The organism is Phocaeicola acetigenes, from assembly GCF_027529745.1.
In the GTDB taxonomy this organism is placed as follows: Bacteria; Bacteroidota; Bacteroidia; order Bacteroidales; family Bacteroidaceae; genus Phocaeicola; species Phocaeicola acetigenes.
Genome location: NZ_JAPZVM010000006.1, coordinates 151,243 through 169,867, shown reverse-complemented (window position 1 = coordinate 169,867; position 18,625 = coordinate 151,243). Strand labels below are relative to the sequence as shown.

At 42.0% G+C, this 18,625-nt stretch carries 12 protein-coding genes; 1 reads left to right on the top strand and 11 read right to left on the bottom strand.

From position 1 onward, the window contains the following. On the top strand, nt 1-283 hold a 283-nt coding region (locus tag O6P32_RS08965), incomplete at its 5' end, for a hypothetical protein (RefSeq protein ID WP_269878091.1). Nucleotides 284-367: 84 nt separating this feature from the next. On the opposite strand, the gene O6P32_RS08960 is transcribed toward O6P32_RS08965, so the two are convergent. The 11 genes from O6P32_RS08960 to gltB form a co-directional block, all read right to left on the bottom strand. Beyond that, nucleotides 368-1,675, bottom strand: a complete 1,308-nt coding sequence (locus tag O6P32_RS08960) for a murein hydrolase activator EnvC family protein (RefSeq protein WP_269878098.1) — start codon at nt 1,673-1,675, stop codon at nt 368-370. After that, nucleotides 1,675-2,505: a DUF4292 domain-containing protein gene (locus O6P32_RS08955; RefSeq protein ID WP_269878090.1), complete on the bottom strand. Its 831-nt coding sequence runs from the start codon at nt 2,503-2,505 to the stop codon at nt 1,675-1,677. Before O6P32_RS08955 ends, O6P32_RS08960 begins: the two co-directional genes overlap by 1 nt. After that, nucleotides 2,502-4,301, bottom strand: a complete 1,800-nt coding sequence (locus O6P32_RS08950; protein ID WP_456299577.1) for a tetratricopeptide repeat protein — start codon at nt 4,299-4,301, stop codon at nt 2,502-2,504. Before O6P32_RS08950 ends, O6P32_RS08955 begins: the two co-directional genes overlap by 4 nt. Nucleotides 4,302-4,318: 17 nt before the next feature. Continuing rightward, nucleotides 4,319-4,753: a dUTP diphosphatase gene (gene dut, locus O6P32_RS08945; protein WP_269878089.1), complete on the bottom strand. Its 435-nt coding sequence runs from the start codon at nt 4,751-4,753 to the stop codon at nt 4,319-4,321. A gap of 242 nt (nt 4,754-4,995) precedes the next feature. Further along, nucleotides 4,996-7,182 carry a glutamine synthetase III family protein gene (locus O6P32_RS08940; protein ID WP_269878088.1) on the bottom strand — a complete coding sequence of 729 codons (2,187 nt, stop codon included), beginning with the start codon at nt 7,180-7,182 and terminating at the stop codon, nt 4,996-4,998. 41 nt (nt 7,183-7,223) lie between these two features. After that, the gene (locus O6P32_RS08935) at nt 7,224-8,534 is read right to left on the bottom strand and encodes an ammonium transporter (RefSeq protein ID WP_269878096.1); all 1,311 of its coding nucleotides are present in this window, start codon (nt 8,532-8,534) and stop codon (nt 7,224-7,226) included. A 109-nt stretch (nt 8,535-8,643) separates the two neighbouring features. Next, nucleotides 8,644-9,000, bottom strand: a complete 357-nt coding sequence (locus O6P32_RS08930; protein WP_269878087.1) for a P-II family nitrogen regulator — start codon at nt 8,998-9,000, stop codon at nt 8,644-8,646. Between the two features lie 442 nt (nt 9,001-9,442). After that, nucleotides 9,443-10,675 (bottom strand): LL-diaminopimelate aminotransferase, encoded by a 1,233-nt coding sequence (locus O6P32_RS08925; protein ID WP_269878086.1) that lies wholly within the window; start codon nt 10,673-10,675, stop codon nt 9,443-9,445. Nucleotides 10,676-10,693: 18 nt separating this feature from the next. Then, nucleotides 10,694-12,361: an asparagine synthase B gene (gene asnB / locus O6P32_RS08920; protein WP_269878085.1), complete on the bottom strand. Its 1,668-nt coding sequence runs from the start codon at nt 12,359-12,361 to the stop codon at nt 10,694-10,696. A 50-nt stretch (nt 12,362-12,411) separates the two neighbouring features. Continuing rightward, nucleotides 12,412-13,758, bottom strand: a complete 1,347-nt coding sequence (locus O6P32_RS08915; protein ID WP_269878084.1) for a glutamate synthase subunit beta — start codon at nt 13,756-13,758, stop codon at nt 12,412-12,414. 49 nt (nt 13,759-13,807) lie between these two features. After that, the gene (gene gltB, locus O6P32_RS08910; RefSeq protein ID WP_269878083.1) at nt 13,808-18,316 is read right to left on the bottom strand and encodes a glutamate synthase large subunit; all 4,509 of its coding nucleotides are present in this window, start codon (nt 18,314-18,316) and stop codon (nt 13,808-13,810) included. Between the last annotated feature and the right edge of the window lie 309 nt (nt 18,317-18,625).

Below are 18,625 nucleotides of genomic sequence, written 5' to 3'. Positions count from 1 at the left end.
TCCAAACACAGAGAAAAATGACTCACAGCATACAATGATTCCGGTTCTAAACAAAACCGGATTTCCATTTTTTTCTGTGTTTTCAACCGGAAAACAGCATCCGGAAGAATTATTCGGACTAAAATTTAATCCCAATAATAACCTAAAAAAACGCGACTTATCGCGTGAGCTGTCGATACTTGTATCGTTGCCTTACGTGACGTCGCATCAGCCAACGCGACAAGTCGCGTTTTTTAAGCCAACAAAGACCTTCTACAAGCCTCTAAAAAGTCATATCATCTAAAACGAAAAAGGTTTTCGAAAGATCTATTCGATCCATCGAAAACCTCCACTTGATTCGAAAAAACAATCAATTATAATTTTAATACTAATGCCTCAACCAAAGTTCAGGATTCAACTTATTGACCTCTTTACGTAACTGGAAATGAAGTACCGTATTTCCATCTTTATCAGTATGCACTTCCCCAATCATATCACCTGTTTTCAGCTGGCTACCCTTACGTATCAAGACAGAAGACAAATTACAATATACCGAAATATAATTACCATGACGCACCAACACATTCGCCAATCCGTTATACTGGAAAATAGCAGAAACCTCTCCATTGAATACGGCACGTGCCATTGCCCCTTTCTTTCCCTTAATATCAATACCTTTATTATCAAGACGTACATTCCGTAAACCACTCACTTGATACTGACCATAATGACCAACTATTACATACGCACCAGTAATAGGAACAGGCAGTTTTCCCTTATTCTGTTCGAACGTACCCGACAAACGTCGATCCTCTGAATCAATCTTATAAGCATCAATCTTACCTTTCGCAAGCGTTTTTTGGTCTTTATCCGATGATTCTGCCGATTTTTTCGAAGCTTTACCAGACTGTTTTGCTTCCGCCTCTGCCTTACGACGTGCTTCTTCTTCAGCACGCTTACGTGCTTTCTCTATTTCCTGTTCAATCAAGAAATCAATTTGTGCATTCAACTTATCGGCTGAGCGACGCTTCTTAGACAATTCCGACTGAATACTACGTTGCTTCTTTTTCAACGTACTCAATAACTGCTGTCTCTCCTTTTCTTGCTTTTCCAGCTTCAGTTTTTCTTCCTCGCCCTGTTTCAACAACTCCTCTTTCGCCTTCCGACTATCCACTAATGTCTTATGCTTAGCATTAACCTCTTCTTGTTTCTTCTGCAGTTGTATTCCCTGCACACGCTGATAATCGGCATATTCCCGTACATAACGAAGTCGACGATACATCTGACTCAGATTATCGGCCGAAAAAACAAACATCAGTTTTTCCTGCACCGACTTATTCCGATACATATAATTGACAGACTGTTCATACTTCTCACGTTTATCTGCCAATTCTTTTTGCAAGCGCTTCAACTCTACCTGCAAACGATTTATTTCCCTTTGAATTGTTTCTACATCTTTTTCTATGGTAGCAAGATAACGTTTACGCTCATCTATTTGTCCAGACAACAATGCCAAGTTATTCAACTGACTATTTACATCCTTCTTAGTGGACTGCAACAACGTCTCCGATTCGGAAATCTGCTTACGAAGCTCATTCCGTTCTTTTTCCAGTTCACGAATCTTTCGTGTACTCTGTGCCACCAACGGAAGACACATGCACACACAGAATATACCTAGCCACAGAATACGTTTCATCATTTGAGTAACATTTTCACTAATTCTTCTACTTCTATCTTCTTATATCTAGATGGAATATTCGTATGCGATTCCCAGCCGTTATCAACCGATAAACGAGAAAGTTTCATATCCAATGCCACTTCCGGTTTCACACCTCCTATCGTCAATCCCATATGCTGAGGGAAAGGACGTGCATCCAATCGTTGAAAATCATCATACTTCCAATTCAACGTATACCCTGTACCTTTCACACCAATGCGGCTCTCCTGCAACAAACCACTATCGGCAGAAGTACGGAAACTGTATGTCAATACTTTCGAAGACTTAGCCTCCAACAAAGCATTATCCCCTTCTACCGAGATACGGAACAATGAAGCATCATCAGCCGTCAGTTGAGTCCGATCCGGTAAAAACAACTCGTTAAAAAACAACGACTGCAACACATGAAAACTTAAATCCGTACGCGCCCAATTATTTACCTGTTCAAACGAAGCCTGCACATAGCGCTTATTCAACCTGTCAAGCACCAAAATACCTTGTGGCGATATCTCCATACGTACCACTTCTATACCTAAAAGTGGTGCTACCGAAAACTGAATCACTTCCCCCCGCTTCATACGAAGTGTGGCATTGACCTTTGTAGTACCTTTTGCGCCCATATCCAGCGCAAGCGCCACCTTTCCCGTCACACACTCCCAGTTGGGAGAAAGTTCAATTACCTTCTCTGTATATGCTTTTCCAGACAGTCCACCCACTCTCGGCGATCTTTCCATCCAACGGTTTGAACCACACGAAGCAAGCAGTAAGGTCACAACAACTACAAAAGTAAGTTTCAGTATATGTTTCATTCCGCAATATATTTCTTTAATGCAATTTTACGTTTCAAACGATTCAACTCCTCCTTAGTACGAGGAGTAGAGCCATCTTCTTCCTTATCATCCATCGAAGCAGATTGTTTCCAATACTCCAAAGCTTTCTCTTTTTCACCCAGCATATAATAAATATCCCCACAATGCTCGACAATGAGCGGACTCTTCTTTCCTTCCTCACTTCGCATTGCCTGGTCAATATAGATGCGGGCTTCAGTATATTTACCCTTTTCGAACAAAATCCATGCATACGTATCCAGATAAGTTGCATTCTCCGGCTCTGCCTTTACCGTACGATAACTCATTTCCTCTGCCTTATCCAAATTCTTCCGTTCCAATGATAAATAATACGCATAGTTATTTAATGAACCGATGTTATCCGGATTGTACACCAACGAAGAGTCATAAGCTGCATAAGCTTCTGCCTGCATCTTTTTAGTATGATACAAATCTCCTAAAATCGCATAAAAGTCGGATACAATATTCTTATCGCTTTTTTCGTTTACCTGCTTCACCCCCTTCGAAAACACTTCCAAAGCCTTATCGGTTTCTTTCTTCTGGAAATGCGCCAGTCCTAAGTAATAATAAAACTCCAATGCATCCGGATTATACTCCAGTGCAGGAGTCGCAATATGAATAACCTCATCCAGGTTATTGTCACGAATTGCATAGCTTAGCAACTGCAAGCGTGCCGGTTTATTCTCCGGATCGAGCTGCAGTACCTGATTCAATACCGGCACCGATTCTTTTTCCATCCGTTTCGTAATCATATACTGTGCACAAAGCATAGCCAAATCAGCATTCTGCTGTGGACATTTCAATATATTACGAAACAGATTCACAATCTGCGTACTATCTTTTGTCGTCTGCTCCGACTGCAAAATAAGCTGTCGCATAATTTCCATCTTGGTATCCGACTGCACATCACCATTCAGCAAAATCGTATCAAGCTGTACCTGATACAGGCTATCCTGCCCCATTTTTTTATAATACGAAGCCATCGAAAGCAAAGCTGGTGCATATCCCGGTTCTTCTTTCAGAATACGCTGATACGTATCGTAAGCTTCCTGTGGCTTATCATTCTCCAGATACACATCTCCCAAGATAGTCTGATAACGCATATCATAAGGATACTCCTTCGAAAGGCTCACAATCTCATTAAATGCCTGATCTTTTTGTCCCAGAAGAAGATACATACGAAACTTCTCCATACTAATCTGTTCTGACTTGCCATCAAGTTCCTCAAGACGATTCAATGTCTTCACCACCTCTCCATAACTCTGCGTCTGCGTATACAAATCAACTAAAGACATCAGCGGTTCAAGACGAGACGGGAACAAATTGGCCATATCTTCATACACCGCTATAGCCTTTGCCCACTCTCTCTTCTGCTGATAATACATAGCCAATGTCTGTTTATACCAGAAATTAGATTCATCGGAGTGTACCGCCTGCTTTAAAGCCTGCTCTCCTTTTTCCGGCAAATTCAGGAACATATAAAACTGTGATATTTCGTACAATGCCGCAGCCGACTGAGGATAGATGTCCAAACAATGCTTATACAATTCGAAAGCCGCATCATACTCTCCTTTCTGCTTCATGCGTACCGCTTCAAGGAAATAATAATCGTACTTACGGCGCTGTTCGGGAGTAAGCGGGTCTTGCTCCACAGTAGTCTGCAATGTTGATTTTCCAGTCTGCTTACCCAACGAGCCACATCCCGTGAGCCATGCAGCTCCACAGACCAGTAAAATATAGAGCCAATTTTTCATCATGTCATTCTACCTATTAATTAAACAGTTCCGGTATGACCGAACCCTCCGGCCCCCCGTTCTGTTTCATCCAACACTTCTACCGGTTGCCAGTCGATTTTCTCGTAACGTGCAATAACCATCTGAGCTATACGTTCTCCATCCTCGATAGTAAAAGGCTCTTCCGAAAGATTGACCATAATCACTCCGATTTCTCCACGATAATCTGCGTCAATCGTTCCCGGTGTATTAAGCAAAGTCACCCCCTTTTTCAATGCCAGACCGCTTCGCGGACGAATCTGTGCTTCATACCCTTCGGGCAATGCGATGTACAATCCGGTAGGCACCAAACAACGCTGTAACGGTTTCAGTACGATAGGTTCCTCCAAATTAGCACGAAGATCCATTCCAGCAGAAAGAGGAGTGGCATACTGCGGTAAACTATGTTTCGATTTATTGATAATCTGTATTTTCATTGTGTTTTTAGGTTCTAATTCATTATAAGTTGCGAATTTACATATTTCACCGAATATATAAAGGAGTTTACCATTTTTTAAATCTCAACAAACAGGCATCTTCTTTTTTAATAAAGTTTGGCATCAAAGAAAAACTTTATCTACGACCATTCTACTCCATATGATATAACAAACACAAAGCCGGACGATTTTCACAAACAGTCCGGCTTTACTACGTATTCAATAAAAAAATTAGAGTTTTTTTATCTTATGAATAACAGCTCTCTATATTTTGGAAGAGTCCACATCTGATCATCTACAATTAATTCCAGTTTATCAATATGATAACGTATCTGCTCCAACATCGGGGCTATGGTATCATGATAAGCAATAGCTTTATCACGCTCGCTCAAACATTTATTAGCCACTTTACGTGCTTCCACCATTGCATCTACATGCTCCTTGATATAGCTGGTATGCGCTGCGATTTTACGGATAATAGCCATATTTTCGGCAGAAAGCGACATTGCTTCTTCACCCAATAACGCTTTCATCTTGCAAACATTATCAAGTAACTTAGTCTGATATTCAATAGCAACCGGAACAATATGATTCATTACCAAATCTCCCAGCACCCGGGATTCAATCTGGATTTTCTTTGCATAAGTTTCCCACTTCACCTCATTGCGTGCCTCCAATTCCTTTCGAGTCATAACTCCCATATTCTCAAACATCCGGATACTTTCTGCAGCCAGATAATTATCGAAAATCAACGGGCAACTTGTTTCACAATCCAATCCACGTTTTTGTGCCTCCTGTTTCCATTCTTCACTATATCCATTGCCATCGAAACGAATAGGTTTACATTCCTTAATATATTTACGAATGACCTGAATAATAGCTGAAACTTTAGCTTCTCCAGCTTCTATCAGCGCATCCACATCCTGTTTAAAGACAGTCAACTGTTCAGCAACTGCTGTATTCAAGGCAATCATGGCACTGGCACAGTTCGCTTCAGAACCCACAGCTCTAAACTCAAAACGGTTTCCGGTAAAAGCAAAAGGAGAAGTACGGTTACGGTCTGTATTATCAATCAACAGTTCCGGAATCTGAGGGATGTCCAACTTCATACCATGCTTTCCACCCAATGTAACCAGTTCGTCAGTCGAACTTTCCTCCATATGATCTAGTACCTTGTTCAGTTGAGAACCTAAAAACGATGAAATAATGGCAGGAGGAGCTTCATTGGCACCCAAACGATGCGCGTTTGTAGCACTCATGATAGAAGCCTTAAGCAATCCATTATGTCGATATACTGCCATCAATGTATTCACCACAAAAGTAATGAAACGTAAATTCTCTTCAGAAGTTTTACCCGGTGCCATCAACAAGACTCCTGTATCTGTTCCCAAAGACCAGTTATTATGCTTTCCCGAACCATTTACACCTTTGAACGGTTTTTCGTGCAGCAAAACACGGAACCCATGATTTCGAGCCACTTTACGCATCAACGACATAATCAGCATATTATGGTCTACAGCCAAGTTACACTCCTCAAAAATAGGAGCCAACTCAAACTGATTAGGTGCAACCTCATTATGTCTTGTCTTAACCGGTATACCTAATTCCAAAGCCTGTATTTCCAAATCTTTCATAAAGGCGGCAACCCGAGTTGGAATTGCCCCGAAATAATGGTCTTCCAACTGCTGATTTTTCGAAGCTTCATGCCCCATCAAAGTACGGCCAGTGAGCAGTAAATCCGGACGAGCCGCATAAAGCCCTTCATCGACAAGAAAATATTCCTGTTCCCAGCCTAGGTATGCACATACCTTTTTTACATTCGAATCAAAATAGTGACAAACTTCTACCGCAGCCTTATCTACTGCGCGTAAAGCCTTCAGCAAGGGAGCCTTATAGTCCAGTGCTTCACCTGTATATGCAATAAAAACAGTAGGAATACACAGCGTATCATCCACAACAAACACAGGAGATGAAGGATCCCATGCCGAATATCCACGTGCTTCAAACGTATTACGGATACCTCCGTTAGGAAAAGAAGAAGCATCAGGTTCCTGTTGTACCAACAACTTGCCGGAAAACTCTTCTACCATTCCTCCTTTACCGTCATACTCTACAAACGCATCATGTTTTTCTGCAGTACCTTCTGTCAGAGGTTGAAACCAATGGGTATAATGGGTAGCCCCCATTTCTTTAGCCCATCGCTTCATACCTTCCGCCACCTGATCTGCTGCTTCCCGATCAAGAGCCGCCCCATGATCCATTGCATCTACCAACTTATGATATACTTCTGTAGGCAGATACTTAAACATTTTCTCTCGATTAAATACATATTTGGCAAAATAGCCACTCGCACACGTAGAAGGAGCCTTAACCTCCTTTGGCTTAGCTTGAAAAGCCTTTTCTACTACATTAAATCTCAATTCAGACATAAAGCTTCTCTTTTATCAACAATTAAATTTATACTTCTACTTTAACGATTATATGCAGACTCACCGTGCTCATAAATATCCAAGCCTTCCTCTTCAATACGTCCAGCTACGCGAAGTCCAAAAATCTTATCTAAAACTTTAAACAAAATATATCCCATCAAAGCAGCCCATCCACCTACTACCAATGAAGCAAAGACCTGAGCTGTCAGTAGATTCCAACTGCCTCCATACAAGACTCCTCCATCTACAGCAAATAAGCCTACCAAAACTGTTCCCAATGTACCACAAACACCATGTACAGAAGCTGCTCCTACCGGATCGTCAATCTTCAACTTTCGGTCTATAAAATCTACCGCATAAATCATTGCCGCTCCGCAAATAAGTCCTATTAACAAGGCACCCAAAGGAGAAACGACATCACATCCAGCAGTTACTCCTACCAAACCAGCCAGGATACCATTCAAAGTCAGAGAAAGCGAGGGTTTACCATACCTCATCCAACTCATAAACAATGCCATCACACCTCCTGCACAAGCAGATAAATTAGTATTGAGAAAAACTAAAGAAATAATTTTTTGGTCAGTTCCTGTCGCAGCAGCCAATTGAGAACCAGGATTAAATCCAAACCAACCAAACCACAAAATGAACACACCCAAACAAGCTAATGTCAAGCTATGCCCCGGAATAGCTTTTGATACTCCGTCTTTACCGTATTTCCCTATTCTTGGACCTAAAATCGCAGCACCAACCAATGCAATCCATCCACCTACAGAATGCACCACCATAGAACCTGCAAAATCATGACTTGCACTGCCAAAAACTTTCATCATCCACGAATCAGAAGAGCCATTCATAAGCCAGCCTCCTCCCCATGTCCAATGACCGGAAATAGGATAAATCAATACACTAATGAACAAAGTATAAACCAAATACATAGAAAACTTGGTACGTTCTGCCATGGCTCCAGAAACAATAGTAGCAGAAGTTGCACAAAAAACAGTTTGGAATATCAAGAAACCTTCTATTGGAAGACCATTATTTATATGATTGCCCACAACATCTAAATTCATAAAGTGCGGCATACCCACAAAATCTCCCAGACCAAACATCAACCCAAAACCAACACTCCAAAAGAGTAAAGCTCCAAACATAAAATCAACCAAGTTTTTCATCAAGATATTAGCAGTATTCTTCATTCGCGTAAATCCGGCCTCAACCAGAGCAAATCCCGGCTGCATAAAGAATACTAACATAGCAGCCAACAACATCCAAACAGTATTGAGCCCCACACTCAATTCATTCAGTCTGTCTGTAGTCGACATTTCACCTGTTGTCTGTGCCCACAAAGACATCGGAGTACTTACAATTATACACAAAATACATCTATGCATATACCTTACTAATAACCTATCTACTATCTGTTTCATATCTTGTCTTATTGTATTTGTATTCTGACTGTTCTTATTTCTCCTGTTCTGCATTATAAAGAGCTATATCCCCACGTTCTCCAGTACGTATACGTATAGAATCTTCTACAGGAATAACGAATATACGCCCATCACCAATTTCTCCCGTCCGAGCAGCCTCCATAATGGCCTGCACCGTTTTTTCCACATTCTTATCGCGTACTACTATTGATACTAGTATTCTTTCTATAGAACTTGTATCATAAATCACTCCTCGATAAATACGTCCTTCTCTCGTCTTTCCGACTCCTCTTACATCATAATAAGAGAACCATTCAATATCTACCTTTAAAAGGGCCTCTTTTACATCTTCAAAGCGAGTACGACGAATAATAGCTTCAATCTTTTTCATATGCAAACAGGTTTTAGTTATCCAGTTATATTTGTCTCAATCAAAAAAATGTTATCCTGTTGTTCTTTTTCTCTCCTTAAACAACTAATACCTTATACCTATTGATAAAACGTAATAAAGAACTTTCATACAATAATAAATATGATACAAAATAAACTAATTACACATCTTTATGATATTATCACAACGCAAATATAGAACATTTAGAAATCACTTTTTAAAATATAATATCAAAAAGATACTACAAGTAAATAATATTACAATCAGTTACATAAAAAAACATAATTATAACAATTCATAATACTAAAAGTGTTTTTTATTCCTTTTTATCACATAAGATAAATATTAAATATAAAACTTAATCCTAATAAAAAACCGTCTTACTGCTTTTACTGAATAAGCAGCAGACGGTTTCAACCATAATCAATAATCATCAGGTATATTAAAACTTCCAGCGGCGGATACGCTGCATAGCTTCCTGACAATCCTCTCTCTTACCAAAAGCTGTAAGGCGCAAGTATCCTTCTCCACTTGGTCCAAAACCTACTCCAGGTGTACCTACCACATTTACTTCATACAATAACTTCTCGAAAAAGTTCCAAGAAGTCATGCCCTTTGGAGCCTTCAGCCAAATATAAGGAGCATTTACTCCGCCATAAACTTTGAACCCAGCATCAGTCAAACCTTCCCGCATAATACGGGCATTCTCCATATAGTAATCAATTGTTTGCTTTACCTGCTGCTGCCCTTCAGGTGTATAAATAGCTTCAGCCCCACGTTGAGTAATATAACTTGCTCCATTAAACTTTGTACACTGTCTGCGGTTCCATAAGGAATTCAACGGAATCCTATTCCCTTTAATATCACTAGCTGTCACCTCTTTAGGAACCACAGTATATCCACATCTTACTCCTGTAAAACCCGCTGTTTTTGAGAAACTACGAATTTCAATAGCTACTTTCTTCGCTCCACGTATTTCATAGATAGAATGTGGCACATCAGGCTCTGTAATATAAGCTTCATAAGCAGCATCAAAAACAATTAACGTATCATTTTCCAATGCATAATCCACCCAAAGTTTCAATTGATCGCGTGTAAGGGTAGTGCCTGTCGGGTTATTAGGATAACACAAATAAATAAGATCCACCCGATGGTTAGGCAAAGCTGGTATAAAACCATTTTCCTCCGTACACGACAAATAAGTAACATTACTCCAACGTCCGTTTTCATCCAAAGAGCCGGTACGACCACACATTGTATTACTGTCAACATATACCGGATAAACCGGATCGGTAATAGCCATGCTGTTATCCCAACGAAGAAGCTCTCCAATATTACCCGTATCACTTTTCGCACCATCACTTATAAATACTTCCGAGGGACTGATACTAATGCCTCGTTTTGTAAAATCGTGTTTGATTATTGCATCAATCAAAAAGCCATACCCTTGCTCTGGGCCATATCCGTGAAAAGTAGAAGCATCAGCCAATTCATCTACTGCCCGATGCATCGCTTCAATACAAGCCGGAGGCAATGGACGTGTTACATCACCAATTCCAAGCCGGATAAGTTTGGCTTTAGGATAGACCACATTAAAAGCATGTACTTTCTTTGCAATATCAGAAAACAAATAACTATTAGATAACTTCAAAAAATGTTCGTTTACAAGTGCCATATCATCTATTTTTATCTATCATTGATAAGCCTCCTCGTGGACACCCTTCACCGCGCGTCCACTCGGCTCGTTCATATTCTTAAAAGAAGCATCCCAAGCTAAAGCCTCAGCTGTAGAACACGCTACACTTGGAACGCTCGGTACAGTAAGAGCTGCATTCCTACCAGGAAAATGCTCTTCGAATACAGAGCGATAATAATATTCTTCTTTATTTCTTGGAGGATTTACCGGAAAACGTTCGGCAGCATGAGCCATCTGTTCATCACTCACAGCCTGCGATGTAAACTCCTTCAGTTTATCAATCCAGCTATATCCTACCCCATCACTAAACTGCTCTTTTTGTCTCCAAGCTACACTTTCAGGTAATAAATCTGCAAAAGTTTCTCTTAAAATACGTTTTTCTATCATGCTTCCCGGACACATCTTTTCGGATGGATCAAGACTCATTGCCACATCAAGAAATTCTTTATCGAGGAAAGGAACACGACCTTCTACCCCCCAGGCAGAAAGAGCCTTATTTGCTCTCAAACAATCATACAGATACAGTTTAGACAATTTACGTACTGTTTCTTTATGAAATTCTTCAGCAGACGGAGCCTTATGAAAATAAAGATACCCACCAAAGACTTCATCAGCTCCTTCTCCGCTCAGCACCATCTTGATACCCATACTTTTAATGACACGTGCCAGCAAATACATAGGAGTAGATGCACGTACAGTAGTCACATCATAAGTTTCGATATAATAAATCACATCTTTCAGCGCATCCAGTCCTTCCTGTAGTGTGTAATGGATTTCATGATGCACAGTACCGATATGTTGAGCCACTTCACGCGCCTTCAATAAATCAGGAGCTCCTTCCAAACCTATGGCAAAAGAATGAAGCTGAGGATACCATGCCTCCGTCTTTCCTTCATTCTCCACCCGCCGGGAAGCATACTTCTTCGCCACAGCTGAAATGATAGAACTATCCAGTCCGCCAGAAAGAAGTACTCCATACGGTACATCACTCATCAACTGCCGCTTTACCGCAGCCTCAAGACTTGCTCTCAACAAAACATGTGCATCTCCTTGTGTCGGACCAGGAAGAGCTGTTTGCCATTTCCGATGATACCAGCGAACCATTTTCCCTTCCTTACTGGAATAATAATGCCCTGGCAAGAAAGTCTCATAACGTACACAGAAACCTTCCAGTGCCTTCAGTTCACTAGCACAATACACTCTTTCCTCTTCATCGTAACCTATATACAAAGGAATAACACCAATTGCATCCCTCGCAATAAGAAACTCATCGTGCTCCTTATCATAAAGTGCAAAAGCAAAAATACCATTCAAGTCTTCCAGAAAGTCAAGTCCCTTTTCCTGATACAGCGCCAGAATAACCTCACAATCGCTTCCTGTTTTAAAGGCATAACGATTCCCATACTTCTGTCGAATCTCACGATGATTGTAGATTTCTCCATTTACAGCAAGTACAAGATTTCCATCCGGCGATACCAAAGGCTGTCCTCCACTCTGTGGATCAACAATAGATAAGCGCTCATGTGCCAATATTGCCGATTCTCCACAATAAATACCACTCCAGTCCGGCCCACGATGGCGTATTCTTTTTGCCATAACCAATGCCTTATCTCTCAATTCCGGTGTTTGTTTCCGGATATTAAAAATGCAAGCTATTCCACACATAATACTTCATTCTTATCAGATTCGCGAATAAGTCTGGAAACAGAGTTGAATTACTGTTTTCCACGAAGATAGTCATCTATTTTTTGCGCTACCTTTCTACCACTATCAATACACCGCACAACCAGACTTGGCCCCGTAACCGCATCTCCTGCTACAAAAACATGTTCCGGGAAAGTTGGTAATTCCGGTTTCAGGAAGCCCATAGCCAACAATACCAAATCGGCTTTAATAATTTCTTTCCTTCCAGTAAGATGCATCTGAGGTCGTTCCCCCGGCTTTGCCGGCAACCATTCTACTTCTTCAACCTCTACTCCACACACACGACCGTTTTTTCCAAGAAAACGGGTTGATGACAAATTCCAACGTCGCACACATCCCTCTTCATGACTACTGCTGGTTCTCAAAACCACCGGCCATTGAGGCCAAGGCGTATTCGGATTATCACCAACTGGCGGTTTAGGCATAATTTCAATCTGTATTACATCTATAGCCCCCTGTCTGTGGCTTGTTCCAATACAGTCACTACCTGTATCTCCCCCTCCAATTACCAGCACATGCTTTCCGCGTGCCGAGATACGATCCTTTTCCGCAAAAGTCTGTCCAGCAAGAACCCTATTTTGCTGTGCAAGAAACTCCATTGCAAAATGAATACCTTTCAAATCTCTTCCCGGCACAGCCAAATCACGTGCCTGAGGAGTTCCTACACATACACAATAGGCATCAAAACCATCCGGAAGATGATTCAAATCAATATCTACATTAGTTTTAAACGCAACACCTTCAGCTTCCATAATTTGCAGGCGCCGGTCTATAATCGGTTTATGAAGTTTAAAATTCGGAATACCAAAACGAAGTAATCCACCAATATATTCCTGCTTTTCAAACACTGTTACTTCATATCCCTTACGGTTCAATTGATTGGCCGCAGCCAATCCAGCCGGTCCTGAGCCAACGACCGCCACCTTCATGCCATTGCGGGGATAAGACTGAGGCTGTACATATCCTTCACGGAAAGCCGATTCTATAATAGCAGCTTCATTCTCCCGAATGGTCACAGGAGCATTCAAACTAAGCTTCAAAACACAGCTTTTCTCACACAATGCCGGACAGATTCGTCCGGTAAATTCAGGAAAGTCATTGGTCAAAGTCAATATCTCATAAGCCTCTTTCCATTTTCCCCGAAACAATGCATCCTGAAATTCGGGTGAACGATTTCCCAAAGGGCAAGCCCAATGGCAGAAAGGAACCCCACAATCCATACAACGCGAAGCCTGAAGCTTGCGTTCTCCTGTATTCAGAGTCTGTTCTACCTCACCAAAATCTGCAATTCGGTCGTGTATCGGTCGATATCCCGCCTCCTGACGGGGAATTGTCAAAAACGCTTTCGGATTTCCCATATCTCTATATTCATCTTTTCGAACTCACAGTTCATTTCTTGATAGTTTTTTAATAATCACGCTGTACTTCCGCTATTTTCTCCTGCAGTTTACGCATCTGCTCTTCTGCCAACACCTTTTTATATTCAATAGGAGTCACCTGGATAAACTCATCTGCGTAATGATTCCAGTTATCCAACAAGAGTCGTGCCCGTTCAGACCCCGTATAGAGATAATGACGGCGAATCAGTTCGTGTACTTCTTTTCGTGCAGCCGTATCTTCCAGTAAAGACAATTCCACCATATCCATGTTACAGAAATAATCAAAGTTCTGTTTTCTATCCCACACATAGGCCACTCCGCCACTCATACCAGCTGCAAAGTTGCGTCCGGTTTCACCTAATACTACTACACGGCCTCCGGTCATATACTCACAACAGTGATCTCCTACACCTTCTACTACAGCAATAGCACCCGAGTTGCGTACAGCAAAACGCTCACCTACACATCCGTTGATATACACCTCACCACTTGTAGCACCATACAGCAGCGTATTTCCCGCAATCGTATTATCTTCTGCCACAAAATCACTACGTACAGGAGGATATACGGCAATCCGTCCTCCACTCAGTCCCTTGCCAAGATAATCGTTCGCTTCACCTTCCAAGCGGAAGCTCACTCCCTTTACCAGAAAAGCTCCGAAACTCTGTCCGGCAGAACCCTTGAAGCGAATCTGTATAGTCCGGTCAGGTAAGCCTTCATGTCCATATCGGGCTGCAATCTCACCGGACAACATACTTCCTACCGAACGGTCGGTATTAGCAATGGCATACTCCAACGAAACCTCTTTTTTGTTCTCCAATGCATTTTGAGCTGAAGCAAGGATAGACCGATCCAGCACCTGTTCTATTTCGTGACGCTGTGCGCTGACATTATGCAAGATACCTGCCTTACTGTTTTTATGCAACAAACGAGTAAAATCCAAACAAGCCTCTTTTGTACCCGGTCGGGACGGTGACAGTTCAATCAAATCAGTTCGTCCCACAATGTCCTCCAACTTGGTGAAACCCATATCTGCCAGGTATTCACGTACTTCCTGAGCCAGGAAGCGGAAATAATTCACTACATACTCATGATGGCCACGGAAATGAGCTCGCAAGACCGGATCCTGTGTAGCAACTCCAACTGGACAAGTATTGGCATGACACTTACGCATCATTACACAGCCCAGCACAATCAGCGCTGTAGTACCAAAGGCAAATTCTTCAGCTCCTAAAAGAGCCATACTGATAATATCGTGTCCCGTTTTCAGCTGTCCGTCGGTCTGCAGACGCACCTGTCCACGCAGTCCATTCAGCACCAATGTTTGCTGAGCCTCACTCAAACCGATTTCAGGAGGAATACCAGCATAACGCATGGAAGAAGCCGGTGAAGCTCCTGTACCTCCTTCTGCACCGGAAATCACAATCAAGTCCGCTTTCGCTTTGGCCACACCTGCCGCAATTGTACCCACTCCACTTTCGGCTACCAGTTTCACACTTACCGCAGCTTTCGGATTCACATTCTTCAAGTCGAAAATCAGTTGCGCCAAATCCTCGATTGAATAAATATCATGATGAGGGGGAGGAGAAATCAACGAAATACCCGGAATAGAATGTCTGGTACGGGCAATTACTTCATCCACCTTAAATCCCGGCAACTGTCCTCCTTCTCCAGGCTTAGCCCCTTGTGCCACCTTAATCTGTATTTCTTCGGCATTCACCAGATATTCTGTTGTCACACCAAAACGTCCGGAAGCCACCTGCTTGGTCTTGCTGCACAAAGACACCCCGTCGACCGTCTCATGAAAACGTGTTGCATCTTCTCCACCTTCTCCGGTATTACTACGAGCTCCCAATTTATTCATTGCCAGAGCCAATGCCTCGTGAGCCTCTTTACTGATGGCTCCAAACGAAATAGCTCCTGTCACGAAATGCTTGACAATTTCTTCCACCGGCTCCACCTGCTCTATAGGAATCGGATTCTTTTTAAAACGGAAAAAGTCACGTAAGAAAAGAGGATGCTCTGCCGAATTTGCCAAAGCAGTAAACTCCTTAAATTTAGTATAACTGCCCACCCGGGTAGCCAACTGAAGCAATCGGATTGTATCCGGATTCCAGGCATGACGCTCTCCATCTTTCCGGTATGAGAACTGCCCTACATGAGGCAACAAATCACCCGGTTCTGCAGGCTGGTATCCCGCCTCATGAAAAGCAAGATAATCGTGAGCAATCTCTTCCAGCCCAATTCCTCCTATCGATGAAGATGAAGTACCGAAATACTCTCTCAACAGAGGCTCTCCCAAACCAACTGCTTCGAAAATCTTTGCCCCTCTATACGAACGTATGGTACTGATCCCCATCTTACTCATAATTTTATACAATCCCTTACAGAGAGCTTTGATATAATTTTTCTCTGCCGTTTCATAATTCAGCTGAATTTCTCCCTTTTTTACAAGATCATCCAATACCGCAAAAGCCATATAAGGCACAATTGCACTTGCCCCATAGCCCAACAGCAAAGCCGCATGCATCACTTCCCGGAGCTCTCCACTTTCTACTACCAGCGCAGTCTGCACCCGCTTCTGTACAGCTATCAGATGATGATGAACCGCACTTACAGCCAGTAAAGAAGGAATCGCTGCATGTCCGGCATCCATATCACGGTCGGATAAAACCAGATAGTTCACCCCTTCGGCTACAGCTTCTTCAGCCTTACGGCACAAAGCAGAAAGCGCTTCCTGCAATCCAGTCTTACCCTTTGCCGCATCAAACAGCATAGGCAACTTGACAGTCTTGAATCCTTTATAACGGATATTACACAAAATATCCAGTTGGGTATTCGTTAAAATAGGATGAGGCAAACGCACCATCTTGCAGTGACTTTCGTCTGGCGATAATATATTATTTCCTACCGCTCCCACATATTCTGTCAAAGACATTACCAGTTCCTCACGAATAGGGTCAATAGGCGGATTGGTAACCTGTGCAAACTGCTGTCTGAAATAATTAAACAACAACTGCGGTTTATCCGACAAGACAGCCAAAGGAGTATCATTTCCCATCGAAGCTGTCGGTTCGGAACCTCCTGTACACATCGGAGTTAAAGTCCGTTCCACATCTTCGCGTGTAAATCCGAAAGCACGCAATTTGCGAGTATAGTCCGGAACTGTATTTTCTACTTTTCGTCCACTCTTCAACGTATCCAGTTCAATCCGGTTGACAGACAACCACTGACGATAAGGAAAGGCAGCAGCCAAACTCTCTTTCAACTCCCCATCATAATAAATACGGCCCTCCTGTGTATCCACCAGCAAAATCTTACCCGGTTGCAAGCGTCCCTTCTCACGTACGGTTTCCGGTTCAAAGTCAATCACGCCCGCTTCACTTGCTACTACCATCGTATCATTCTTGGTAATCAGATAACGCGCCGGGCGCAATCCGTTTCTGTCCAGCATACCTCCGGCATAACGTCCGTCGCTGAACAACAATGCCGCAGGGCCATCCCAAGGTTCCATCAAAATAGAATGATATTCATAAAAAGCCTTCAAATCTTCACTAATCGGATTCTTATCGTTGAACGACTCCGGTACCAGCATCGCCATCGCGTGTGGCAAGCTCAAGCCCGACATGACCAAAAACTCCAGCACATTATCCAGCGAAGCACTGTCACTCATATCCGATTGCAAGATAGGAGATATCGATTTCACATCACCCAGCAAAGGAGTTGACAAAACACTCTCCCTTGCTTCCAGCCAACTCCGGTTTCCACGAATCGTATTGATTTCCCCGTTATGGGCCAAGAGACGGAAAGGCTGAGCCAGGCTCCATGTAGGAAATGTATTTGTACTGAAGCGAGAGTGTACAATTGCAATTCCACTGGTAAAATAAGGCTGTGTCAAATCGCAAAAATATTCGCGTACCTGTGTAGAAGAAAGCATACCTTTATAAATAAGGTTTCTGCTCGAAAGAGAAACGATATAGAAATCCTTATGAGAAATACGCTTTTCTATTCTCTTACGAACCAGATACAACATACGCTCCAGGTCGGCATCCTCTTTTCCTCCTGTAATGAATACCTGTTTGATAGCCGGTTCTGTTTCCTGTGCACTCTTTCCAAGGATAGCCGTATTCACCGGTACCGAGCGCAGGTGCATCAGTGAAAGACCTTCCCGCTCAATTTCTTCTATCATAATCTGCAGGATAGATGCCTGTGCACCTTCATCTTTAGGAAGAAATACCAAGCCGGTACCATATCTTCCCTTTTCCGGAACAGGAATACCCTGAAGCAATATAAATTCATGAGGAATCTGTACCATAATCCCGGCACCATCTCCCGTTTTATTATCCGCACCTTCCGCCCCACGATGCTTCATATTTTCAAGCACTTTCAGTGCATCATCTACCAGTTTGTGCGATTTATTACCCCGAATATTCACTATCATACCTACTCCACAAGCATCATGCTCGTTTTCCGGATTATAAAGTCCCCTTGAAAGAGGAAAACTTCCGTCATCTTTGATATTAATACCAGTTTTCATCAGCTTTCATTTTCTTTTTGTATACTTTTACCTCAATATCCATATCATTTTGATTGTAAAAGTAGAAAATTAGCTTCATTTTTATTTAATCAAATAATAAAAAGATTGAAAAATAATTTTATCAAGTTTCAAGATATAAGAAAAACGCTCTATACAGGCCGCCCAAATAACAAATTAAAACAGACAACCCCTATTTTAAGTACAAACTATCACAACCCTTATTCACAAAAACAAAAATATTTCTCATCTTATATATATCCGTTCCACGAAGTCTCAAATTCTGCTTTCACAATACTAATCCTTGTTTTT